The organism is Psychrobacter sp. KFRI-CH2-11 (genome assembly GCF_038239325.1).
Taxonomy (GTDB): Bacteria; Pseudomonadota; Gammaproteobacteria; order Pseudomonadales; family Moraxellaceae; genus Psychrobacter; species Psychrobacter celer.
In genome coordinates this window covers 243,086-266,634 of record NZ_CP151283.1, presented here as the reverse complement: position 1 = coordinate 266,634, position 23,549 = coordinate 243,086, and the positions used below count along the sequence as shown (strand labels likewise).

Sequence of the window (23,549 nt, the reverse complement as noted above, 5' to 3'; positions counted from 1 at the left end):
ACGGATCAACAGCAAAACTACTTACCCAAGCGCGCTCTTGTCGTTGCCCGTTTGCCCAGATAACTCAATAACAGCAGCAGCGCCACCACAAACAAGACAGGATAATGACCAACACGCATAAACGGCGTGTTGCCTGTCCGCGCTTGTACATCACCGCGCAATACGGTGCGCTCAAACTGCGGGGCGCGCTCAACGATACGGCCTTTGTGATCGATGATGGCGGTGACACCGGTGTTGGTCGCACGCATAAACCAGCGGCCATTTTCGAGCGCGCGCATTTGTACCATCTGTAGATGTTGTAGCGGGCCTGCCGAGGTGCCAAACCACGCATCGTTTGAGATGGTCAATAAAAAGTCTGTACCGATGGCGTTTTTGCGCGTGGTATCAGGATAGGCCACTTCATAGCAGATGGCAGCACCCAAATTGTGCCCACGCACCTGTAGCGGCGACTGCGCCTCACTGCCGCGACTATAGCTCATAATCTCTTGACTACCTGCAAGGTTTGGCAAAATATCGAGCAGCCCTTCAAATGGAATATACTCACCAAATGGCACCAAGCGCTGTTTTTTGTACAGTCCCTCTGCCTCTGCGCCTAGCGCAATCACGCTGTTATAAAATGGCGGATACTTATCCTGAGCTTCATCAAATGCCGCTTCATCCTTATAAGGAATACCGGTCACCCACGTGGTATTGGTGGCTTTGGCCATTTTGACCATCTCATTGATAAAGCCGATCGCATCGGTCTGAAACATCGGAATCGACGACTCAGGCCACAAAATAATATCACGCCCCCACTCACTGCGGGTCAACGTGGCATAAATCTTGAGCGTCTCTATTTGATACTCAGTCAGCCATTTTAAATCTTGCGGAATATTACCCTGAATTAATGACACCGACACATCAGGGGTGCCTTTGGGTTTGGTCCACTGCGGGTTTAGTAGCCACAATAGTGTGCTGAGCGCTAGCAGGGCAATCGAAGCCACCATATAGCCTGCGCGGCGACGCAGTAGCTCGACTAAGCTGGCTGCCAATAATACCGCCACAAAAGACACTGCAAACACACCTGCCACTGGCGCAAGTGACGATAGCCAATACTGCTCTGTGAAGGCGTAACCGACAAACAACCAAGGAAAACCAGTAAATAACCACGTCTTCATCCACTCTTGCAGCACCCAAAGCGCGGCAAAAGACAGGGGCTGCTTGCCGACCATCTTATTAAACACCAGCCCCAAAAAGCCATGGAACAAGCCCATGCCCAGACCCATCAGCGCAATCATAATCAAGGCAAGCCACGCTGGCGTATCGCCGTACACATGAATGGAGGTGTAGAGCCAAAACGCCCCCACGCACCACAAGCCTGTACCATAAGCTTGACCGATCAAAAACGCCCGTTTGCCGCTCATCTTTGGCATCAATAAGGCGTACAATATCGCAGGCGATAGCAGTGCTAGCGGCCAGATGTTATAAGGCGCAAGTGCAAAGATAAACACAGCCCCTACCAACCACGCAATCAATACTGTCAGTGCCATGGGTAAGCCCTTTGGCTTATCGGCATTGAGACGTTTTTGTAAATCATGAGTAGACAGGCGCATAGCAGTTATCCAGAAACATATTTTTAAAATAGTAAGCATTCACTTAGCGACGCTTAGATAAAAAGATAAAAAACCAAGCTCAGACAAAGACCAAGCTCGATCAGCGTTCAGTAAAAACTCAGTAAATAAACCCGCCCATGATACCAGCCTACAGCAATTAATGGGTAAAATTGCGTAGCAAAAGCCCGCGGTAAAACACAAAAAAAACACGACCGCAATCGTGTTTTTTTATCTATAAACTGGTATGAGGCGGTGCAACGGTGCTGCCAAAAGCCTCCGAGGAGCACGTCTCACTTTATAACCATTTTATTATAAACTGGCCATATACCGATGAAGCGGCTCATCATCGATCAATGACTGCCAATCAATACCTGCTGATCGGCGTTCATATTGGTCAGCTCTAAACTATGAATAAAACGCCCTTCGACATCGGTAATGGTGATTTTCCAGTCATCTATCATCACGCTCTCGCCTTCTAAGTCGCCCACATAGCCGAGCGCCTGCATGACAAGACCGCCCATGGTATCGACATCGGTATCATCAAAATGAGTGCCAAGCTCATCATTACAGTCTTCGATGACCGTCGAGGCCTGTACGCGCCAAGTATTTGGCTTATCAGGATCAGCGATAATATTATTGATATCACTGTCTTCATCAAAGTCATCATGCTCATCGACGATATCGCCGACGATCTCCTCGAGTAAATCCTCCATAGTGACCACCCCTGCAAAGTTGCCAAACTCATCGACGACGATTGCCATGTGCACTTGGGTGCGCTGCAGGGAGCGCAGCAGCGTATCTGAGCGCGCCGTTTCGCTGATATATAGCGGCTGCCGCACCAGATCTCTGAGACGCTTGCTGTCGATTTTGTCTTCTTGGTCGCGCACCATGTGCACTAAGATAGGAATCAAGTCTTTGGCAAGCAAGATACCGATGACCGCATCATCGTCTTGGCTATCAAATACTGGGTAACGCGAGTGGGTGGTGTCGAGGATGATATCCATCACCTCAGCCAGACTTGCGCTTTCGTGCAGGCCGATCACTTGCGGGCGTGGCGTCATAATCTCGCGGACTTGAGTGGCAGGCAGATCGAGCACGCCTTCTAACATATCGACAGTATCAGGCTCTAAAAACTGACGAGAGTCCTGTACCAAACGAATCAATTCATCACGGGTTTCGGGGGCGGTCGATAGCCAGCGTTTTAAGCCGCGCATCGACCAACTACTCGGGCTGGGAGTGTCGTCAGACATGATGATGTGGTTTAACCTCTTTAGTTAATAACAATGAGAACAGCAAAAAACCTAGATGGGGATAGAAATAACAAATAAAACAGCCGTTTTATGATTAGGCCATCACAACCACGGCCAAATAATACCTATAAATAGACCAGCCTAAATTAGCTTCACTTTATCGCATGGCTCACCGACATTCAACGATAAATTCACGCAAATTGTATTGTCAGTGTGTTATAAACTTTGCTATGGTCAAAGCCTTTATTTATCAATAATAAACGCCATGTCCTTACGCTCGTTTTTTTCTCGTTTACGCCGATTATGTCCAACTAGCCTGCCGCGCTCTCATGGTACAAGCGGTCACGGCCAAACAATGACGGACGCCACAAACCCTAAAAAAAAGACATGGCGCTACTATCTTGTCCAGCTATTTATCATCACCGCGCTGTTATTATCGGCGCTGTGGTTGCTATTAACGATTTGGTATCAGTTTGGCGTGCGCTCGCTCCTCACTTGGCTTGCGGCCATCGTCATCGTTTGCCTGCTGGCAGCCTTACTACGTAGCCGTTACCAGCACTCATTCAAGCACCAAACCATCACAAAAAAACCGGTCAGCACTTGGCTTATGGGTATGTACGCTGCGACTTGGTGCCTCGGGGTTGGCTGGTTTTTTTCTATCGAAGCCAAACAGCAGCGCGACTGGATGGCAGAGGTCAGCCAGCAAGTCTCCTATGAGCGAGACGCGAGCAACCCTAATATAATCACCCTCAAAAATGTACGCAATTTTGACTGGCATACCAATACAGACGCCACCGAACACTGGGACACCCGCACCATTGATATGTCCAAACTCTCGGGCGTCGATGTCACCAACTCATACTGGATGGGGCCACTGATTGCTCATACCTTGGTCAGTTTTCGCTTTGAGGATGACAGACCGCTTGCCTTCTCATTTGAGATTCGTAAAGAAGCAGGCGAGTCTTTTTCGGCGCTGGCTGGGTTTTTTCGGCGTTATGAGCTTAGCCTCATCGCCGCAGAAGAGCGCGATATCATCTATACGCGCAGCAATGCTCGCGGCGAACAGGTGTATCTGTTTCCTATCAGCCACCTCCAAAAACACGAGGTCAAGTCGTTGTTTGAGTCTTATCTCACTGCCGCCGATGAGCTAAACGCCGAACCCACTTGGTACAATACGTTGATTAGTAACTGTACCAATATTATCTTTTATATGGCTCGTATCGTCAGTGGCGAGCGTTTGCCATGGGATTATCGAATTTGGGTATCGGGGTGGCTGCCAAACTATTTATACGATGTCGGTATGCTCGACGCCAAGCCCAACAGCGGCGCGCAGAATTGGTCGATGGATACTTGGTACGAGCGCACTCATATCAATCCAAAAGTGCGTGGTTTTGATAATTTAGCAGGCAGTAGCGTAGTCAATAGCCGCGAGTTCTCCAAACAGATCCGTCAGGATATTCCTATCCCGCCATTGGCTGACTCAAAAGCGGCGGCTGAAGCCAAAGCACAATCTGCGGCGCAGGCCGCGCCATAAACTCACTACTCGCCATAAACTAACGATAAAAGACTAAATGGGTATCACTAGGGCTGTACCCATGTCACCACCCGCTCCTCCATCTCTTCATCTGTCATACCAACCTCAGAGACACAGCGCCCTGCCACCCCGACATTGGCTGCGCGCATCTGCTGCTCGGTGCGCGCCGCATCGCCAGTCAATAACAAATGCCAACTTGGGAGCTTCTGCCCTTTATACAAGCGTTTATAGGCACAGTGTGATGGTAGCCACATCATGTTGGGTAGGTTTTCCATCGTGAGCTGAATACAGTCAGGCACATACTCTTGACGCGTGGCATAGTGCTGACAATGACCCGTCGCACAGTCCATCAGCTGACAGGTCACATCGGTATACTCAACCAACGCTTCGGCGTCATCATCATCGATATATTTGATAAGACAGCAGCTACCGCAGCCATCACACAAAGCCTCCCACTCAGGATGCGTCAGCTCTGATAAGGCAAATCGCGACCAAAACTGCGGCCGCAAGGTGGCCGCCAGCTCACCATCATTATCGGCAAACAGGCTTGTATTGGCAGGCACAACAGGCTTTGGCACTGGTTGCGGCGTCGGTGACTGTTCAGTTTGTGATTGTTGGCTGTCGGCAAGTTGGTTGAGCAAATTGAGTGTCATAAAGGTGCAGTAGCATTTTGATAAAGAGCGTTACAGTATTATAGCTGTTTTTGCGAAGCATGGGCGTTAAGGTACTAAAAGTAAGAAAAACGATTTACTATAAATAAAATTCATAACATAAAAAGGGACAGCACTATGTCAATTAAGACGTTTGAACTTATCAGCACCACCAAAAACGGCGTCGAGCTCATCAGCTATGTGGCGCTGCCAGAAGACGCATCGGAAGAAAACCCAGCGGCGGGCATCTTGGTCGCACCAGAATGGTGGGGCGTGGTCGATCATCCAAAATCTGTGGTCGAGCGTCTGGCAAAGGCAGGCTATGCAGCGGTGGCAATGGATGTCTACGGTGAAGGCAAATTGACCAGCGATGCGGCAATGGCAAACATGTGGATGGAGCAAGTACTCGCAGACCAAGACATGCTGATGGATCGCTGCCGCCTTATCCTCAATGATTTTAGCGATCAGTTGGCCGTTGATGGTAGCAACTTAGGCGCGATTGGCTACTGTTTCGGTGGTAAAGTCGTGCTTGATATGGCGCGCGACGGTATGCCACTAAAAGCTGTCGCGACATTCCACGGCAACCCATCAGCAAAACAGCCTGCGGACAAAAACTTTACCGCCAAAGTCTTGGTCGCGCATGGCCGCGATGATTCGATGGTATCGATGGAGGCGATAGAAGGCCTAAAATCTGAGCTGGATGCGGCCGATGTCGATTACACCATCGATGTGTATGACAATGCCAAGCACGGCTTTACCAACCCCCACGCCGATGAGCGCGCAGCCAAAAACGACGTCGATCTCGGCTACAACGAAGCTGCCGCCAAGCAAAGCTGGGATAATATGCTTGAGTTTATGAAAAGTAACTTAGCATAGACGGCTATATAAGAAGGCCGCTATCATAGGGCTTTTATAAAATCCATATAAACCGAAAAAAGAGCCGCTGATTCATAAGCGGCTCTTTTTTTGGTTGAGCAGCTTTAGGTACATGACGCTTCTTGTACTCGGACGCAAATCGCGTCATTATCACCTTATCATCAAGCAAATTGAGTGACGAGGATGCTATATCTGTTAATGAATCCGCTAGGCTGGCTGGCTTTTACTATTTTATTCATCATCGCTTCGGTGCTATATATTAGTATCCATAGCCAAATCCAGCAGTTGCGCCGTGAGATGGCAGCGCTACAAGCTGAGCTCAAGCAGTATAAAGACAGTATAGACGCTGCATCCAACGCGCACTCTGAGCCATCCTCTCAAGATACAGAGCATCAGCAGACAACATCACAACCACCCGTGCTTTCTGAGCGGTCAGAGTTGCCAGAGTCAGCAAACCGGCCTTTATCCGAGCGACCTACACCCCCTTTACCCGCGGTCTCATCACTATCGACAGAAAATCGACAAGCCGCTGCAACCATAGAGCCTGATGAGCGTTCCCTACCTATCGTCACCTCACTGATTTATTCTATCAAAAGCTGGTTTTTTGGCGGTAACTTGGTCGTGCGTGTCGGGGTAATCGTCTTACTCATCGGTGTGGTGCTTTTGCTGCGCTTACTGAGCGATTATATCGAGATTCCGATTACCATAAAGCTTATTGGTATTGGCCTGCTGGGATTGGGACTGGCGGCGTTGGGGCTACAATTGGCAAAAAACCGCTTTGCTTATGGCATCACCTTACAGGGCGCGGGCTTAGCGATTGCTTATTTGACCGTCTTTTTTGCTTATAGTGCCTATCAGGTGCTCGCAAGCGTGCCAAGCTTTATTGGACTTGGCCTTTTATCAGCTGTCACCATCGGTCTCGCTGTGCGTCAAAACGCCTTGCCGCTGGCCTTATTGGCCTTGTCTGGTGGGTTTTTTGCGCCTATATTGACCGGTAAAGACACCGGCAGTCTGGTCGCCTTATTTAGCTATTATCTACTGTTAAACGTCACCGTTGCTATCATCGCCCATTACCGTACTTGGAAAATACTCAATCTGCTCGGCGTGTTGGTCACCTTTGGACTGGCCTACTATTGGGGCGCGACGAGCAATCTAAGCGCTGTCATTGAGGCGCAGCGCTGGACATTGGTATTGCTGGTGACGCTGCATGTATTGCTATATTTGTTTGTCGTCATCCGCTACGCCCAGCACATCATCGCTTATAACACATTAAACGAAGCAGATATCGCCCAGAGGACTGTAGGTAGTATGTACGGTACAAACCCCAGCACAGATGCCAGTACGAACAACAGCACAAACAACAATACAAAAAACAGCGCAAACAATACCTATGTCTTCCCCATTGATACAGGTTTATTGTTTTCCGTACCGATATTGGCCTTTGGTTTATTTGCGGCGTTGTTAGACGCTATTCCTCATGCGCTGACCATCACCAGTGCTATTTTTGCGGCAATTTATTTGGGTATTGGCTGGGTATTTATACAGCGCAGTCAACGATATGCCTTAATCACTGAAGGCATGCTGGCGTTAGGATTTGGATTTTTGGCGTTGGTGATTCCGCTGGCTCTCGATGCTGAGTGGATTGCCTTTGGCTGGTCGGTTCAAGGGCTGGCGTTGGTATGGTTTGGTCGGCGCTCGCTACGCGCATGGTCGGTGCTATTTGGGCTAGTGTTACAGCTGCTGAGTATCGCGATGTTGATGATAACTGTGGTCTTTACAATCAATGACTATCCAACATTGGCCTTGACGATTTCGGCGCTCAGCTACCTCGCCGCCATGTTTGTCTTACGCGCCAGCAATTCCCCTATGGATGACACAAACAACCAGCGTCACACCGATCAGACGCTGGTGAAATACGCTAACACATTGGGCATTGATAAACTCGCTACCAAGCAGTGGCTGGCTTCAATCAATAGCCAAAGTATGGCGTTTAACCTGATGTGGCGCAGTCCGAGGTTGAGTCGTTTTTTGACGTTCACCGCCGTGGGCTGGCCGCTGTATGTATTGGTCATCGATCTTGATCAATGGTTTGCCAACTGGCACATAGCAACGACAGCGCTGCTAGGATTGGCCGCGTTAACCAGCCTTGTCATTTATTATGCCGTCAATCAATATCGTCCTTGGTTGGAGATTCGGCAGTTTTCTCATGGTTTACTGCTGTTACTTTATGCCACGTTGCTGTTTCAATTACCGCAAAGATATGCATTTGATTATCAATGGATGACCTTTTATTGGTCAATATTTGTTACTTTGCTGATAGGCGGGTTGATCATTGGGCAGTTATGGCTAAAGACATGGCATAAAGCAGCTGAGTTAACACCTTTTGATAGCGCAAGCTGGCTTGGATCGGGTATTATCGTTTTGGCAGAAGCCATGCATTATGGCTTACCTGACTCAAAAGGTGTCATGACTGTTTTAGTGCCAGTTGCCTTTATGTTGGCTGGGTTATGGTGGACACAGCGTCATGCTATGGCTAAATACCATGATGAGCAGTCAAACACGCACTCAAAAGCAGCAACCTCAGCCTTTCCGCTCGCTTGGTTTGATTGGCCTCAAGCACTGTTAGACAGCGCCAAAATCTTTGTGCCTATCACCTTAGGCTGGGCGCTGTTTACCAATTTTACTTATGATGGGGTGATTTGGGCCTTGCCTTATTTTCCGCTATTTAATTTATACGATCTGACGTTATGGCTGGTGGTGTTTTATGCCTTGGGCGTTTATTTGCTCCGTCAGCCACGTGGTAGCGGTTCGAGAAATCTATTAAAAGCCATTCCTAAAAACGATATGCTACTTATTGTGTTAGCGCTGATTGGCCTTTGGATAGGCTCGAGTATGTTGGTCAGGACGCTGCATGCCTTTATCAGCACGCCATTATGGACTGGCAGTGTATATGGAGTGACCGGCGGCGCGTGGAATAGCGAGCAAGTACAGACGGGATTGACGATTTTGTGGACGCTCATTGCCTTGGTCGCGACCATCAGCGCTAGCCGCTATGGACAGCGCACGCTATGGTTTATGGGCATTGGACTACTGGGCGCGGTGGTGCTAAAACTGGTCTTGGTTGACTTGTCACAGACCGAGGCGATTTGGCGGGTGATTTCGTTCCTTGGTGCAGGCAGCTTAATCTTGGTCATTGGCTATTTAGCACCGCTACCACCAGCGCGTAAGGATTTAGTAGACTAGGGCGTACCAATCGATGAGCCTATAGATGGGCCAAACATAAAGACACGCCCAAATCCGCATGACAGCCTGCCTGAAGCCTGACATAAAATTGTAACGTGGCAACAAGGCGACTGGATAACATTGGGTGCTGACGCTGGTTGTGTAGTAAACTGAACATCATAAAAAAGTAGACACTGATGGTCTTACTTTTAGCATTTTTTATAAAAGGTTATGAAAGCAGATGGATAAAAGAGCGAATATTCAATGGTTCCCTGGGCACATGAACAAAGCCCGTAACGAAATCAAAGAAATCATGCCGCAGATGGATGTGGTCATCGAGGTGATTGACGCCCGTATTCCTTATAGTAGCGAAAACCCCATGGTCGCAGCACTACGCGGCGAAAAGCCCGTCATCAAAATATTAAACAAAGCCGATCTCGCCGACCCTGATCTGACCCAAGCATGGATGGCGCACCTTGAGCAGCAAGCGGGTGTCAAAGCCATCGCGTGTGACAATAACAAAGCCGATGACGTCAAGCGCATCATCGCTCTATGCAAAAAAATGGTACCCAATAAAGTTGGCACCGGTCGCCAGATCAAAGCCATGATCATGGGCATTCCAAATGTTGGCAAATCGACTTTGATCAATACCCTAGCAGGGCGTGCAGTAGCAAAAACTGGCGACGAGCCTGCGGTGACCAAGTCGCAGCAGCTGATCAAACTCGATGATGACATCATGCTCTATGACACCCCTGGTATGCTCTGGCCAAAGGTCGAAAACGAAAACTCTGGCTATCGACTCGCAGCGACCGGTGGCATTCGCGATACCGCGTTTGACTTCGCCGATGTCGCCAGCTATACCGCTGAGTATTTGCTGAGCGCTTATCCTGAGCTGCTAAAAACTCGCTATAAAATTGACGAGCTGCCCAAGACCGATTGGGAGTTTTTTGAAATGGCAGGGCGTAACCGAGGATTTATCAAAAAAGGCGGAGTCGTTGATACCTACCGCATGTCTGAGATTTTGATCAATGAGCTGCGTAGTGCCAAGCTTGGACGTATTACCCTTGAGACTCCAGCGATGATCGAAGCGGAAGAAATCATCGTCGCCGAACAACGTCTGGCGGCAGAAGAAAAAAAGAAAGCTCGTGAAGAAGAAAAGCGCTTGCGCCGATTAAAAACGCGGAAAAACCGTAAATAAAATCACTTATTTATATAACTCGCAGGGTGCGCCTAGCGCCCCTGTTTTATCGTTACGTTTATCTTTCAATATATATTATCGTTGACCACCATTGATGTTTAGACAAAAACACTCGAAACAAATCTTATCCAATACTGCTTGCAGCAATCCTCATTACGCCCCATAAACCATCTTAGTTACCCATACAAAATACCAATTTTGCTTTACAAGGAATACTTTTGCCTACTCATTTTTCTCAGTCAAGCTCATCATTAACCACCTTCGCCCCGCGCCTACTCGATTGGTTTGCCGAAAATGGCCGTCATGACCTGCCTTGGCAACAGCACCAGACCGATACCCCCAATCCTTATGTCGTTTGGCTATCCGAAGTCATGCTCCAGCAGACACAAGTCACCACCGTGTTGCCCTACTTCGCGCGTTTTATGGAGTCGTTTCCGAGTGTGCAGGATTTGGCCGCCGCAGAATGGGACTTGGTCGCCGAGCATTGGGCGGGGCTTGGCTACTATGCACGCGCGCGTAATTTGCATAAAGGCGCAAAACAACTGGCCGAGATAATTGACGAGACCGGCGACTTTCCGCAGACGCTAGCGGGCTGGGAAGCCATCTCTGGCGTTGGGCCGTCGACCGCTGGGGCGATTATGGCCATGGGCTTGCACAAGTATGGTGTCATCTGTGATGGCAATGTCAAACGCGTCCTTACCCGCTGGGCGGCGATCGATGGCGATATCACCAAGTCTGCCACCACCAAGACGCTATGGGCGTTGGCAGAGCGCTTAACACCTGTCGATGACTCAGGACGGTTTGCGCAGGCGATGATGGATATGGGCGCAACGCTATGCACGCGTAGCAAGCCTGCCTGCTTATTGTGTCCACTACAAGAGGATTGTATTGCCCATGCACAGGGGCGCGAAACCGACTATCCAGTCAAAGCAAAAAAACAGCCCAAGCCCAGTAAGTTTAGCAACGCGCTTATCATCAAAGATACGGACGGCAAAATACTATGGCTACAGCGCCCTGACAATGGTATTTGGGGCGGACTATGGAGCTTGCCTTTACAGTTTGTAGAAAAAACCGCTGGCAAAGCAAGCGGTAAGCCTGTACCGAACAAACCAGACACCAGCGCCGAGAGACTACGCCTAGTGACCAGCAATGAAAAAGTCTTTGATGCAGAATTTACCACCGCTGAGCAGATTATTCATGAGTGGTTAGATAAGCATAATGTGATAGTCGCACCCATTAATCAAACCTTGCTTGATGATGCGCCTATCAAGCATTCATTGACCCACTTTCATTGGTATTTGACGCCGCAATCCGTCACTTTAGACAATAAGCAAACAACCGCATTGAGTACAGCCTTGCAAGCGGCAGAGATTAATATTCATTGGTTGACCGCAGACGATGCGCGGGCAACGCTAGGATTACCGCGGGCGATGGTGAAGATTTTAGAGATGTAAGTAAGTGTGGTCGAACCACTATAAATAAACACAGTGCTACTGGGATGAATTTTGCGCAGCATCGGGGTACGCAGCACGCAAGGAAAATTTATACCAGTAGCACGCTGGCATAGTTTGTATTTTTTTATTTAAGATTTGGGTACCCGCAGACGCATCAATCCTTCTTGTTGCACCGTTGCGACGAGCTTACCATCTTGCCAAAACTGCCCATGATTTAAGCCTTTGGCATTAGAGGTGGTATCGCTCCACATGTCGTATAATAGCCAATTATTTAGGTCAAAGGTACGGTGGAAGTGCATCGAGTGGTCGATACTGGCCGCTTGTAAGCCACTGGTCATAAAGCTGACCCCATGCGACATCAGCCCTGTGCCGACTAAGTAAAAATCAGACGAAAATGCCAATAGCGCTTGCTGAATCGCCACCGGCTGATTGCCCAGCTCGCGGATACGCAGCCAGTTGGCTTGTTTTGGTTTCATCGGCTCAGGATGGATAGGGTCACGCGGTTTGACAGGCTTAATCTCGACATGACGACGACGCATAAAACGCGCTTTGAGCGCATCTGGCACTTTGCCAACGTACTCTTCTTTTAAATCTTGCTCGGCAAGCAGGTCGTCTGGTGGCGGATAGACGGGCATATCTTCTTGATACTCAAGCCCCTCCTCCATCGGCGAAAACGAGGCAATCATCGAAAAAATCACTTGCTCAATAGGCGCTTTGCCGCGTACTTCTTTGTACTGAATCGCGGTCACTTCACGCGCAGAGAGGCTACGCCCATCGCGTAGACGGCGTACTCGATAAATCACTGGCTGGTTGATATCACCGCCACGCAAAAAATAGCCGTGCAGTGAATGGCAGGGTTTGTCTTTATCCAGCGTATGGGCAGCTGCCATGATTGCTTGCGCCAAGACTTGCCCACCAAAGATACGACTGCCCACATAGTCATGGCTTTTCCCCTCAAAGACATCAGGGCTCACTTCAATAAGCGATACGGTAGCAAGCAGCTCATCAATCAGTTGCGAATAATCAGACATGACGATAGGTTTCCTTATTTTTATCAAAAACGCGGCGCGCCTGCACCAACCCACCTAATGATAGCTAGGCGATATAGCGGCAAACCTGCTGCGTTTGAATGTAAAATAATATGAAATCACTTGCTAAAAATACACAAGAGAGATGTTAGAACGAAATTTTAGCGTAAAAATACAGCGATAGCAGCGCCATACACGTATTTATTATCCACTGAAAGGCTAAACATATTACCCAATATCCCGCGCTTTGACCAGTTATGAGTCGCTTACCCGCCAGTCTTGACCGCCTTTTTTATCTCATGACAAAAATATCCGCTGATGGCTTACGCACACGCTTGGCTATCACAAGGCTTGAGGTAGATGTATCTATCGCAGCATCAGTGCATCAGCCTAAAAAAAACGAGATGATCGGCGCATCTCGTTTTCATTGCTATGCTTCGTTTATGGCTTGACCGCTACCAATACGCGGATAGAGTCTGGTACCAGCGATAGGTTGCCTAATGCCTGCTCGCCTTGTGCTTTTAGCTGCTCTAAGCGCTCTACTTCTTCTGGACGTACATTGGGGTTGATGGTTTGTAGATGTTTTAGGCGCTTGATTTCACGCGACCACTGCTGATTGAAACGGGCGCTTGCTTGCTCACCGATTTCTGCCAGCTGCTGGCGGGCGATCTCTTCGGCGTCGTAGTAACGCTGCTCGATCACATCACCGCGCACCTTGATGACTTGGCGGGCGCGGTTTTTGTCCAGTCGCTCGATGTGCGGCATGATCATATCGCTACTGATGCGCGCTGACAGATCATTGCCTTGCTCACTGATAAATACCCGAATGTTTTGCGTGGTGATAGTCGCAGGCAGATTGAGCACTCTTGGCGCGATGGCCTCGACACGGAAGTTTACCTCGAGCAGCACCATACCTTGTGGCACGACCGCGCTTTTTAGCATCGCCACCGTGGTATTACCAAAGGTGCTGGTGCTGGCCAACTCATAAATCGCGCGCATCAGCGGATGCTCATGGGTAATAAAGTCGATATCTTCACGCAGCAATGCCTGCCCGCGATCAAAGGTCAAGGTCATCCCGTCTTCATCGCCCAGTGGCAGGCCATCGATGTACTCACTGATCTCGGTGCTATCGATAGGAGCGATGACCCACGAGCCATCACGCTGGATACTATGATCGATATTGGCAGAGGCAAAAAAGCGCTCCATAAAGTGTGGCAGCAGATTGTGCTGATCAAAGTCAATCATGGCATCTTTGATACGCCCAGCGACACGTGGACGGCACGAATTGTACTCCAGCAGACGGTCACGTCCAGCTTGTAGCTGCGCTTCTAGCCCTAGGCGGGTTTTTTTCGCTTCGGTGATGATGTCTTGTAGCATGGCACGGTTGTCGGGCGTATCAGCACTCTCTAGCACAGGCTTTAGCGTTTGGATGTATTGCTCTTGCACACTTTGGGCAGTCGGTGATATCTGACTAAACATATTGAGCGCTTTGTCATACCAATGATATAAACGCTCCTGCGCGGTGCCCTGCACATAAGGCACGTGAAGCATGATCTGCTGCGTCTGACCGATACGGTCTAGGCGGCCTATGCGCTGCTCTAGCGTATCTGGATTGGCAGGTAAGTCCCACAGTATCAGCTGGCTTGCAAACTGGAAGTTACGACCTTCTGAGCCAATCTCTGAGCAGAGCAATATCTGCGCGCCCTCGGAATCAGCAAAAAACGCCGCCGCTTGGTCACGCTCAAGCAGTGTCATCTGCTCGGTAAAGATAGCGGTCTTAATGCCTGCATGCAGGCGCAGTACCGCCTCAAGACTCTCAACCGTCGCCCCACTACGAGCGATCAATAGCACTTTTTGATGCTTCAGCTCACCGCGCAAGATATCAATCAACCAAGACACACGTGGATCATCTTCTAGCCAGCCACCATCGGGCTGGTTTTCTTCGCCCCACAGCTGCTCACGCAGTTTGCCCGTGGTTTGGTAGCTATCAACCCATGCGTCAGGCAGGGGTAGTGGATACGGCTGACGGCTTCGTCCATAAAACCCTTTGACACTCTCACGAGTATTGCGAAATAAGATACGGCCGGTACCATGACGGTCCAGTAGCTCGTTAAGGGCATAAGTACGCAAGCGCTCATCGTCATTGATTGCGCCCAGCTCATCCATGCTAATGTCTAATAAATGGCTCAAAGCCGCAATTTGCCCATCACTCAGCGGCTTGTCTTCTATCAACACGCCAGCGACGGCGGCGGTTTCGGCAAAGGCTTCTTGCCCATCGATAAACTCATCCAAATCATCAAAGCGATCTGGATCTAGCAGGCGCAAACGCGCAAAATGGCTTTGCGCGCCGAGCTGCTCAGGCGTTGCGGTCAGTAGCATCACCCCAGGCGTCTCTTCAGCAAAGTCAGCAATCAAGTCGTATTTATCATTGCCGCCCTGCTCTTCATCCCAGTGCAAATGGTGCGCTTCGTCGACGACCAATAGATCAAATCCTGCCTCCATCGCCTGATCGTACAAATCAGGATGGTCAAGCAATAAATCCATGCCCGCGATGATACATTGCTCGGTGGCAAAGACGTTTTGTTCAGGATCATGCTCTTTGATCGCGGCAGTACGTACCAAATCAAACAACGCGAAATTTAGGTTAAAGCGGCGACGCAGCTCGATCATCCACTGGTACTGCAGACTGTCTGGTACCAAGATAAGCACGCGCTCAGCCTTTCCTGTGATTAGCTGCTGATGAATGATCAAGCCCGCTTCGATGGTTTTACCCAGTCCCACCTCATCGGCCAAAAGCACACGCGGCGCGATACGCTTGCCGACCTCGTGAGCGATATACAGCTGATGCTCGATAATATCGACACGCGCGCCCATTAGGCCTTTGAGTGGATGACCTGCCAGCGCCGACTGCATGCGCAAGATGTCTTGGCGCAGCTCGTACCAGTCGCCACGCTCGATGCGACCAGCGAGCAGGCGCTCAAGCGGCTTGGCAAGCGTGATATTGGCGGCGAGTCGGGTTTCCATGATACCGCGCTCATGCTCATCGACGCTGTACTTGAGCACACCCATCACCTCGTCTACCGCATTGACCGTATAGCCGTTGCCATCTTGGTCATAAATGCTATCGCCCGCCTTAAATACCACGCGCGACAGTGGCGCTGAGTTTTTGGCATAAACACGCGTCTCCTCGCTTTGCGGAAACAAGATGTGCACACAGCGATCATCCACATCGATGACCACACCCAAGCCAAGCTCAGACTCTGTATCAGATAAATAACGTTGGCCAACGGCGAATTCAGTACTGTGCAATGAAGCGATAGAGGTAGTCATAAGGCGATGTCTTTTTTGTACTCAGGTAATAAGAAATAAAATAGATAGCAATGGCCGCTAATGATGGCTGTGCATAGGGTAACACCCATTTAGTCGACAGCTAAGGTAGACCATTATATAACGTTAGCGGCTAGATGAGTGCGTTTAGTTGACTTTTCAAGTAGACAATTGTGACAGCGCTTGGGTTTCTCAGGTTTTTATGGTTTGGTTTTTGACTAAACCCACCGACATGCTACATTAAGCCTCAAACCCACAAAGCCTTAAAACCATAGAAAAAATCAATACAACAATCAATTCAAATCAGTTCATCAGGGAGTCACTATGCGAGCGGTTTTTTTAGACAAGGGTACTTTTTCGGACGGTATCGATTTGCCAGCCCCAGCTGGGATTACAGATTACGTGACTTATCATGACACGCCAAAGGACAACCACGTCATCCTCGAGCGCTGCCACAATGCCGATATCATCATCACCAACAAAGTCCAAATAGACGCCGAGGTGATCGGTCAACTGCCCAACCTCAAGCTGATTCAGCTGACTGCCACAGGGATGAACAACGTCGATCAAGACGCTTGTGACAGACATCATGTCACCCTTTATAACGTCGCAGGTTACGCGGTCAAAAGCGTGCCTGAGCATACTTTTATGCTGATGCTCAATGCCATGCGTGCAGGCATTCATTATCATCAAAAAGTCGCCGATGGTACATGGCGCGACAATGGCAATTTTTGCTTGCTCGACATACCGCTGATCGACTTAGAAGACAAGACGCTCGGCATCATCGGCGTCGGTACTATCGGCAAGCGCGTCACCGAGATTGCACGCGCCTTTGGCATGACGGTGTTATGGGCGGAGCATCAAGGGCGTGCACCGCGCAGTGCAGACTATACCGCCTTTGATGACGTACTGGCGCAGTCAGATGTATTGAGCTTACATTGCCCATTGACCGAACAGACCCAGCATCTTATCAATAAGGACACCTTGGCCAAAATGACCAAGCAGCCCTTATTAGTCAACGTTGCTCGCGGCGGCATCGTCGATAGTCAAGCATTGGCAACTGCCATCCATAACGAGCAAATCATCGGCTACGCCAGCGACGTGTTTGAGCAAGAGCCGATCACGGCAGATGATCCGCTACTCAGCCTCAGCGAGCATCCACGGGTGATATTTAGCCCGCACAATGCTTGGGGCAGCAAAAGCGCGCAACAGACCTTATGGCAGATATTAACTAAGCAGGTGAGCGACTTTATCGAACACTGTCATCAACCCTAAATATAGCTGGCAGGCAAGATACTAGGGCGTGCCTTCATTTTAAAGCAGGTAAAAAACGAGGGCTCGCCCTAACCGCAAAACCGTGGCCAGTCGTCCTTTATGTTGCGATAGTGTTGCGATACTTCAGCATGATGCGATCATTGATATCGTTATTGGTCATGTGGTTAAGTCATCATCTGGTTGAGTGGCCAGATTAAAACGGGCACGGACTCTCCCAGTCCATCCACGCACCCAGTGTCGGGTGCTTTAGGCGTAACTGCTGTGCGTGCAAGTTTAGCCGCGGGGCTATCATCAGTGCCGCCCCTTCGGCATAAATCGGATCACCTATCATCACATGACCGGCATGCACCATATGCACACGTAACTGGTGACTACGGCCCGTGACCGGCTTTAGTAGCACGCGCGTGACGGTCTGATCATTGCACATTTCGTGAGCCAAGACCTCATATAAAGTCAGCGCCTGTTTGGGCCAATCGTGATCGACGATATGGCGCGGTTTGGTCGTGGGCTCATAACGTACCGGCACCGATATCTTACCGGTCGCCCCAATACTTTCCCATTGGCCAAAGACGCGCGCTTGGTAGCTTTTTTGTGGCAACCGCTCAATAAACTGCTTACTAATATGGCTTTGGGCAGCGGCATTTTTGGCAAAAATTAGTAGCCCTGAGGTGTCCATATCCAAGCGGTGAATGAGTTTGACGGCTGGATTGACGCGCTCAAGCCGTGCAAGCAAGCTGACTTTGAGGGTTTTGCCATCGACGCTGAGGAGGCCTGCTGGCTTATCCACCACCCAAATATCATCATCTTCATATACTGTAATATCTTGGGCAAATGTTTTAAAAAACGCCAGCGGATACGCGCGTTCTTGTTGGTTTAACGCGTTGACTTCTTCTTCAGTAAAAGGCATAAAAATCGGTTACTTATATAAATGAGAGTAAAGATGACATGATAGAGGCTATGACATAGAAAAAAAACCAAAAAGTGACAAGTGACAGCGCTCTCACTGGCTGTAGGGTTGTGTTTCGATTTATTGTACCAATCGTAATTGTTAAACAATTTAACCAGCCTGCATCTGTCAAGTAAGAACAAACATGTTAATATGATGGCACATTTTCACCATTTCGAAACGACTCTTTAGCCGCTTATCATTACTTTATACCGCTGATCTTTAGCTACACAAAGCCGCGATAAATTGATGAACGACGATAAAGACAATAAAACAAGAGAGATAACTATGTCAGACCTAATCGTAAATACCACCGATGCAAACTTTGACCAAGACGTGCTGCAATCAGACCTGCCTGTATTGGTAGATTTTTGGGCGACGTGGTGTGGCCCTTGTAAAGCCATCGCGCCTATTTTAGAAGATCTAGCCAGCGAGTACCGAGGCAAAGTAAAAATCGTCAAAGTCGACGTCGACAACAACCCACAAGCCGCCAGCCGCTTTGGTATCCGTAATATCCCAACGCTATTTGTCTTTAAAGACGGCGAAAAAGTTGACTCAGTCATGGGCCTACAGCCAAAAGCAGAGCTAGCCAAAGTTCTTGATAAGCATCTATAAGCACTTCTTCAGTGTGGATACGCTCGTGTCAGTCTATCTGCTGAGAGTATCTACACATCATAATAGATGCCAATCAGTAAAAAACCATTGTCCTGCTAAGATAATGGTTTTTTGCTCGTTTTTTATGCAAAAAAACCACTAATACGACTTTTTTGGCAAAATTTATTGACAATGCCATTGTGAAGACCGTATAGTCTGCTGACAAGAGAAAACGAACCGTTTTCCTAAGTGTCTTGTCGCTATTCTCCTCGTGTTTATCAACAAAAACACAATCGTCATTATAAACACCATTACTGAACGAAATGACTAAACACAATTACTGATACTGAGTTTTTGACGCAGACTCTTATGTAGCCTTCTGTATCCTTATTTCTTATTACCTTGCACTCTATTCTTGCAACTTGTATATAAGTCAACACGCAATACCCAAACTACATAACTCTGGCTCTGTGCTCGCGCCCTCTATCGCCATACTATCGTTGTTTTAATCAATGTCGTGACTTGTGCTGCTAATGGCATCTCTCATCTGATCAATTGCTAATGACCTACCTATGAATCTAACTGAACTAAAGAAAAAATCAATCTCTGAGCTATTGGCCATCGCCAAAGACATGGGTCTTGATAATATGGCGCGTAGCCGTAAACAAGACATTATCTTCGCTATCTTAAAGACCCACGCCCGTAACGGCGAAGCCATCTATGGTGACGGCGTGCTCGAGGTCTTACCCGATGGCTTTGGCTTTTTGCGCTCATCAGAAGGCTCTTACTTGGCAGGTCCTGATGACATTTATGTCAGCCCCAGCCAAATCCGCCGCTTTAGCCTAAAGACAGGCGACAGTATCGCTGGGACGATTCGACCACCAAAGGATTCTGAGCGTTATTTTGCGCTACTAAAGGTCGGCGAGATTAACTTTGATACCCCCGATCGCTCACGTCATAAGCTGATTTTTGAAAACCTCACGCCCTTATTCCCCACCGAGCAGTTAAAGCTAGAATTAGGTAACGGTACGACCGAGGATTTGACAGGCCGTATCATCGACCTGATTGCCCCGATTGGTAAAGGCCAGCGCTCTATCATCGTCGCACCGCCAAAAGCCGGTAAAACCATGCTTTTGCAATCGATTGCCCAGTCTATCACCCGCAACAACCCCGAATGCTACCTTATTGTCTTGCTCATTGATGAGCGCCCAGAAGAAGTGACCGAGATGGAGCGCACGGTACGCGGTGAAGTCGTTGCCTCAACCTTTGATGAGCCGCCGCAGCGCCACGTACAAGTTGCCGAAATGGTCATCGAAAAAGCCAAGCGCTTGGTCGAACATAAACAAGACGTAGTCATCTTACTTGACTCCATCACTCGCCTCGCTCGTGCGTATAACACCGTCATTCCATCATCTGGTAAAGTGTTGACCGGTGGTCTAGACGCCAATGCCCTTGAGCGTCCTAAGCGCTTTTTTGGCGCGGCGCGTAACGTCGAAGAAGGCGGCAGCTTGACCATCATCGCCAGTGCTTTGATTGACACCGGCAGCAAAATGGACAGCGTCATCTTTGAAGAATTCAAAGGTACCGGTAACCAAGAAATTACCCTTGAGCGTGACTTGGCTGAAAAACGCGTTTTCCCAGCGATCAATATCAAAAAATCTGGCACTCGCCGCGAAGAGCGCCTGCTTGATGAAGACAAACTACGCAAAGTCTGGATCTTGCGCAAATTGCTACAGCCAATGGATGGTGTTCAAGCCACTGAGTTCTTGCTTGAGCGCCTAAAAGAGGCCAAAACCAATGATGAGTTTTTTGAACAAATGAAGCGTAAATCACAAAACTAATGTGCGATGACAAGCTTTACTCATACCAATAGCACCATGTCGTTTTTGATATGGATCGACTATAGATATTAAAGACAAATACCAAAGACCGCCTTAGGGCGGTTTTTGTGCGTTGGGTCGTGGCAATATGGCCAGACGACAAGCTATAGTAAGTGCTAAATAAAAAAATTATAGCCTCTATAGCGGATTTCCTATATCACACAAAGCAAATATAAGACCCTATTTCTTTACACATAGATAGCGCTGGCAGTGACAAAAACAGTTAGCGTATTATCAATACAAATACAATGACACTAAGCAAAACCCCTACCAAGGATACAGAGGGGAAACATCTTTTACAGCTTACTTGCAAAGCTTAGCGCTTTTACTACGCCTAGAGATGAATTGATGGGTTACTATAAGCGTTAGTATAGATATACTCTGCTATCGGGTACGATAGCAGTACACGTATTGAGATATTGACGATCCTTAATATAATCCTATGTCTTGCGATAGCAATACAGATTATTCTAAGATAATTGCTGGATTCGCTTGGTATGGTTTATCTATATCAAACACATAGCACTAAAAATCTCGTATTTTTCTTTTGACCCAACTTGATAATTTGACAGGTGATATTATGAAATTTGCTAAAACTATCGCAATGACTGCCATTACTAGCTCTGCTTTGATCATGGGCGGCTGTGCGACCAATGGCTACAACTCTGGCTTGAGCAATACCGCTAAAGGTGCAGCAGCGGGCGCAGCAGCGGGCGCTTTGATCAGAAGTGGCGGCGACAGTAAAGATATCGCTCGCGGTGCACTAGGCGGTGCTGCTGTTGGTGGCGCTGGCGCTTACATCCTAGACCAAACCAGATAATTTGGTTTATAACGGATAGACAGCACTTCTAGACAACACTTCAAGCAGTTTGGTTAGATAAGTCTTTTTAAAGACATACCTTCTGAGTATTTTAAGCTTAGATAAGTAAAGACACTTTGAGCTTAAAAGACAATGATGTGAACTTTGATATGAGTTTTCTAATAAGCTGTCTAAATAGTATGTAAAGACAAACAAAAGGTCTGCAATCATTGCAGGCCTTTTGCGATTAGCAGGCATGGTTTTTTATTTTAAACAACGGTTAAATCAAGATATATGGCTAAAAAGTCGCTCAATTGAGTATAGTCAACTCAAAACAAAAGGACGATACCGTTAAGTGCGCGACTCAGATACTGTCTTTAAATGTAGGTTGCACCGCCACTGGCCGCGTAGACGACCCTACACATAAGGAAGGTTTATACCAGTGACGTCATATACTTTTTAGCGTGCGTCAACTCTAACCTATCAGCGTTATAGAGCGCCACTAAAGGTATCACATGCCTGTACATTGCCACTCTGCAGACCGCGGGTAAACCATTGCACACGTTGTTGGCTGGTACCATGCGTAAAATTATCTGGTACAACCGCGCCGCCGCTTGCGCGAGCGAGGCGATCATCACCGATTTGGCCTGCAGCATTAATGGCCTCATCGATATCACCTGCTTCTAAGAACTGTACGCGCTCCTGATTGCGCTGCGCCCATACCCCAGCAAAACAGTCCGCTTGTAACTCTTGCATGACCGACAGTTTATTGGCCTGTGCGCGGCTGACTTGACGACCAGCCTCATTCACCTGCTGAGTGATACCAAGCAACGTCTGCACATGATGGCCCACCTCGTGCGATATCACATAGGCTTGCGCAAAGTCGCCTGCCTTACCTTGGTTATCTTGATCCCCTGAGCCTTGCTGATCGCCTGCGATACCTAGGTTTTGGCGCATTTCCACAAAAAACGACGTGTCCAGATAAATGGTTTGATCCCCCGGACAATAAAATGGCCCTGTTGCAGCGCTGGCACTCCCACAAGCAGAGCTGACTTGACCATTAAACAATATGAGCGACGGCTCTTGATACGTACTGCCCGCTTCATTAAATATCTGATGCCAAACGTCTTCTGTATCGGCCAATACGACTTTGACAAACTGCGTATCGCGGTCGTCACTGGTGGCAGGCTCACTCGCCGTACTACCGCCACCGCCTGCCACCACTTGCCCTGTCTGTAATGCCGTCATGGGGTTGACCCCAAAAACCAACCACAAAATACCCGCGATAATAATACCGCCGATACCACCCCCTATCATCTTACCGCCGCCGCGACTGCTGCGCACGTTTGAGCTACCTCGCCTACCTTGCCACTTCATACCTTCTCTCCTTAAATATATGATGTATACCATCATACTATCGACCATTTATACAAGTATTTTTAGGTCTTTATTGTCTGACTCATTGTCGCATCTAGCTTTTACGGTATCTCCAAGCTTTTTGCTTATTATGTTTTATGACTTTTATATGCCTATCAGTAGCCTTTAGCAGATACAGCACAAAAACAACGCCGAAATTGATTACGTTATCGTAAAATTTACTGACCGCAATACGCCAATTACCGAATACCAGCCATCTTCAATGAAAGCACTACACAACACCAACAGTTAAAGAATATCAAGACAGCAAATATGCTTTTATAATAAGCCGATCTTATTGATTATACGCATATTATTTTGTGTCATTTTCTAAGAGATGATGAGAGGTTTGAGATGTAAAATTACATTTACAATTTTATTGTTACTTAATTGTACAGCCTCTTTCCATTCAGAAAGAAAACATATAGAATGCGTGAAAGCTGAGTAGTTGTAACTAAGATTAGTTGAACTCTGAAAAACATCAGATTTCGACCTTTTTTTTGGCTTT

General features: G+C 48.2%; 16 protein-coding genes. 9 read left to right on the top strand and 7 right to left on the bottom strand.

Annotated elements, in window-relative coordinates; all coding sequences use genetic code 11:
* Positions 1-17 precede the first annotated feature (17 nt).
* Positions 18-1,592, bottom strand: coding sequence for an apolipoprotein N-acyltransferase (gene lnt / locus AADH33_RS01140; RefSeq protein ID WP_348549285.1), 1,575 nt, complete (start codon positions 1,590-1,592; stop codon positions 18-20).
* Between the two features lie 350 nt (positions 1,593-1,942).
* The gene (locus AADH33_RS01135; protein WP_348549284.1) at positions 1,943-2,842 is read right to left on the bottom strand and encodes an HlyC/CorC family transporter; all 900 of its coding nucleotides are present in this window, start codon (positions 2,840-2,842) and stop codon (positions 1,943-1,945) included.
* A 355-nt stretch (positions 2,843-3,197) separates the two neighbouring features.
* Between AADH33_RS01135 and AADH33_RS01130 the strand changes: the two genes are divergently transcribed.
* Positions 3,198-4,376: an Lnb N-terminal periplasmic domain-containing protein gene (locus tag AADH33_RS01130; protein WP_348549283.1), complete on the top strand. Its 1,179-nt coding sequence runs from the start codon at positions 3,198-3,200 to the stop codon at positions 4,374-4,376.
* Positions 4,377-4,423: 47 nt separating this feature from the next.
* Here AADH33_RS01130 and AADH33_RS01125 read toward each other — a convergent pair whose 3' ends face one another.
* Entirely contained in the window at positions 4,424-4,897 is a 474-nt protein-coding gene (locus tag AADH33_RS01125) for a YcgN family cysteine cluster protein (protein ID WP_241900769.1), read from the bottom strand.
* Positions 4,898-5,164: 267 nt separating this feature from the next.
* Between AADH33_RS01125 and AADH33_RS01120 the strand changes: the two genes are divergently transcribed.
* From AADH33_RS01120 to mutY, 4 genes are all read left to right on the top strand, one after another.
* Positions 5,165-5,902, top strand: coding sequence for a dienelactone hydrolase family protein (locus tag AADH33_RS01120; RefSeq protein WP_105244263.1), 738 nt, complete (start codon positions 5,165-5,167; stop codon positions 5,900-5,902).
* A 183-nt stretch (positions 5,903-6,085) separates the two neighbouring features.
* Complete coding sequence (locus AADH33_RS01115; protein ID WP_348549282.1) at positions 6,086-9,145, top strand: DUF2339 domain-containing protein; 3,060 nt, start codon at positions 6,086-6,088, stop codon at positions 9,143-9,145.
* A gap of 220 nt (positions 9,146-9,365) precedes the next feature.
* The gene (gene ylqF, locus AADH33_RS01110) at positions 9,366-10,322 is read left to right on the top strand and encodes a ribosome biogenesis GTPase YlqF (protein WP_348549281.1); all 957 of its coding nucleotides are present in this window, start codon (positions 9,366-9,368) and stop codon (positions 10,320-10,322) included.
* A 218-nt stretch (positions 10,323-10,540) separates the two neighbouring features.
* The gene (gene mutY / locus AADH33_RS01105; RefSeq protein WP_348549280.1) at positions 10,541-11,776 is read left to right on the top strand and encodes an A/G-specific adenine glycosylase; all 1,236 of its coding nucleotides are present in this window, start codon (positions 10,541-10,543) and stop codon (positions 11,774-11,776) included.
* 128 nt (positions 11,777-11,904) lie between these two features.
* Here mutY and AADH33_RS01100 read toward each other — a convergent pair whose 3' ends face one another.
* The gene (locus tag AADH33_RS01100; RefSeq protein ID WP_075101950.1) at positions 11,905-12,807 is read right to left on the bottom strand and encodes an acyl-CoA thioesterase; all 903 of its coding nucleotides are present in this window, start codon (positions 12,805-12,807) and stop codon (positions 11,905-11,907) included.
* A gap of 438 nt (positions 12,808-13,245) precedes the next feature.
* A complete protein-coding gene (gene rapA / locus AADH33_RS01095) occupies positions 13,246-16,134 on the bottom strand; it encodes an RNA polymerase-associated protein RapA (RefSeq protein WP_105244268.1) in 2,889 nt (962 codons plus the stop codon).
* Between the two features lie 321 nt (positions 16,135-16,455).
* Here rapA and AADH33_RS01090 point away from each other — a divergent pair, with 321 nt between their 5' ends.
* Positions 16,456-17,406 (top strand): D-2-hydroxyacid dehydrogenase, encoded by a 951-nt coding sequence (locus AADH33_RS01090; RefSeq protein WP_348549279.1) that lies wholly within the window; start codon positions 16,456-16,458, stop codon positions 17,404-17,406.
* A 193-nt stretch (positions 17,407-17,599) separates the two neighbouring features.
* On the opposite strand, the gene AADH33_RS01085 is transcribed toward AADH33_RS01090, so the two are convergent.
* Positions 17,600-18,313: an RluA family pseudouridine synthase gene (locus AADH33_RS01085; protein WP_348549278.1), complete on the bottom strand. Its 714-nt coding sequence runs from the start codon at positions 18,311-18,313 to the stop codon at positions 17,600-17,602.
* Between the two features lie 288 nt (positions 18,314-18,601).
* On the opposite strand from AADH33_RS01085, the gene trxA reads away from it, so the two are divergent.
* The 3 genes from trxA to AADH33_RS01070 all read left to right on the top strand — a co-directional run bounded on the left by trxA (position 18,602) and on the right by AADH33_RS01070 (position 21,646).
* A complete protein-coding gene (gene trxA / locus AADH33_RS01080; RefSeq protein WP_348549277.1) occupies positions 18,602-18,967 on the top strand; it encodes a thioredoxin in 366 nt (121 codons plus the stop codon).
* 551 nt (positions 18,968-19,518) lie between these two features.
* The gene (rho, locus tag AADH33_RS01075) at positions 19,519-20,787 is read left to right on the top strand and encodes a transcription termination factor Rho (protein WP_075101945.1); all 1,269 of its coding nucleotides are present in this window, start codon (positions 19,519-19,521) and stop codon (positions 20,785-20,787) included.
* A 619-nt stretch (positions 20,788-21,406) separates the two neighbouring features.
* The gene (locus AADH33_RS01070) at positions 21,407-21,646 is read left to right on the top strand and encodes a hypothetical protein (RefSeq protein WP_075101944.1); all 240 of its coding nucleotides are present in this window, start codon (positions 21,407-21,409) and stop codon (positions 21,644-21,646) included.
* A gap of 468 nt (positions 21,647-22,114) precedes the next feature.
* Here AADH33_RS01070 and AADH33_RS01065 read toward each other — a convergent pair whose 3' ends face one another.
* Positions 22,115-23,002 (bottom strand): KPN_02809 family neutral zinc metallopeptidase, encoded by an 888-nt coding sequence (locus tag AADH33_RS01065; protein ID WP_274631969.1) that lies wholly within the window; start codon positions 23,000-23,002, stop codon positions 22,115-22,117.
* Positions 23,003-23,549: the final 547 nt, after the last annotated feature.

Bases quoted from the DNA above. Each gene is read 5' to 3' on its own strand.
- lnt (WP_348549285.1), bottom strand. From the start codon at position 1,592: ATGCGCCTGTCTACTCATGATTTACAAAAACGTCTCAATGCCGATAAG.
- AADH33_RS01135 (WP_348549284.1), bottom strand. From the start codon at position 2,842: ATGTCTGACGACACTCCCAGCCCGAGTAGTTGGTCGATGCGCGGCTTA.
- AADH33_RS01130 (WP_348549283.1), top strand. From the start codon at position 3,198: ATGACGGACGCCACAAACCCTAAAAAAAAGACATGGCGCTACTATCTT.
- AADH33_RS01120 (WP_105244263.1), top strand. From the start codon at position 5,165: ATGTCAATTAAGACGTTTGAACTTATCAGCACCACCAAAAACGGCGTC.
- AADH33_RS01115 (WP_348549282.1), top strand. From the start codon at position 6,086: ATGCTATATCTGTTAATGAATCCGCTAGGCTGGCTGGCTTTTACTATT.
- ylqF (WP_348549281.1), top strand. From the start codon at position 9,366: ATGGATAAAAGAGCGAATATTCAATGGTTCCCTGGGCACATGAACAAA.
- AADH33_RS01100 (WP_075101950.1), bottom strand. From the start codon at position 12,807: ATGTCTGATTATTCGCAACTGATTGATGAGCTGCTTGCTACCGTATCG.
- rapA (WP_105244268.1), bottom strand. From the start codon at position 16,134: ATGACTACCTCTATCGCTTCATTGCACAGTACTGAATTCGCCGTTGGC.
- AADH33_RS01090 (WP_348549279.1), top strand. From the start codon at position 16,456: ATGCGAGCGGTTTTTTTAGACAAGGGTACTTTTTCGGACGGTATCGAT.
- AADH33_RS01085 (WP_348549278.1), bottom strand. From the start codon at position 18,313: ATGCCTTTTACTGAAGAAGAAGTCAACGCGTTAAACCAACAAGAACGC.
- trxA (WP_348549277.1), top strand. From the start codon at position 18,602: ATGAACGACGATAAAGACAATAAAACAAGAGAGATAACTATGTCAGAC.
- rho (WP_075101945.1), top strand. From the start codon at position 19,519: ATGAATCTAACTGAACTAAAGAAAAAATCAATCTCTGAGCTATTGGCC.
- AADH33_RS01070 (WP_075101944.1), top strand. From the start codon at position 21,407: ATGAAATTTGCTAAAACTATCGCAATGACTGCCATTACTAGCTCTGCT.
- AADH33_RS01065 (WP_274631969.1), bottom strand. From the start codon at position 23,002: ATGAAGTGGCAAGGTAGGCGAGGTAGCTCAAACGTGCGCAGCAGTCGC.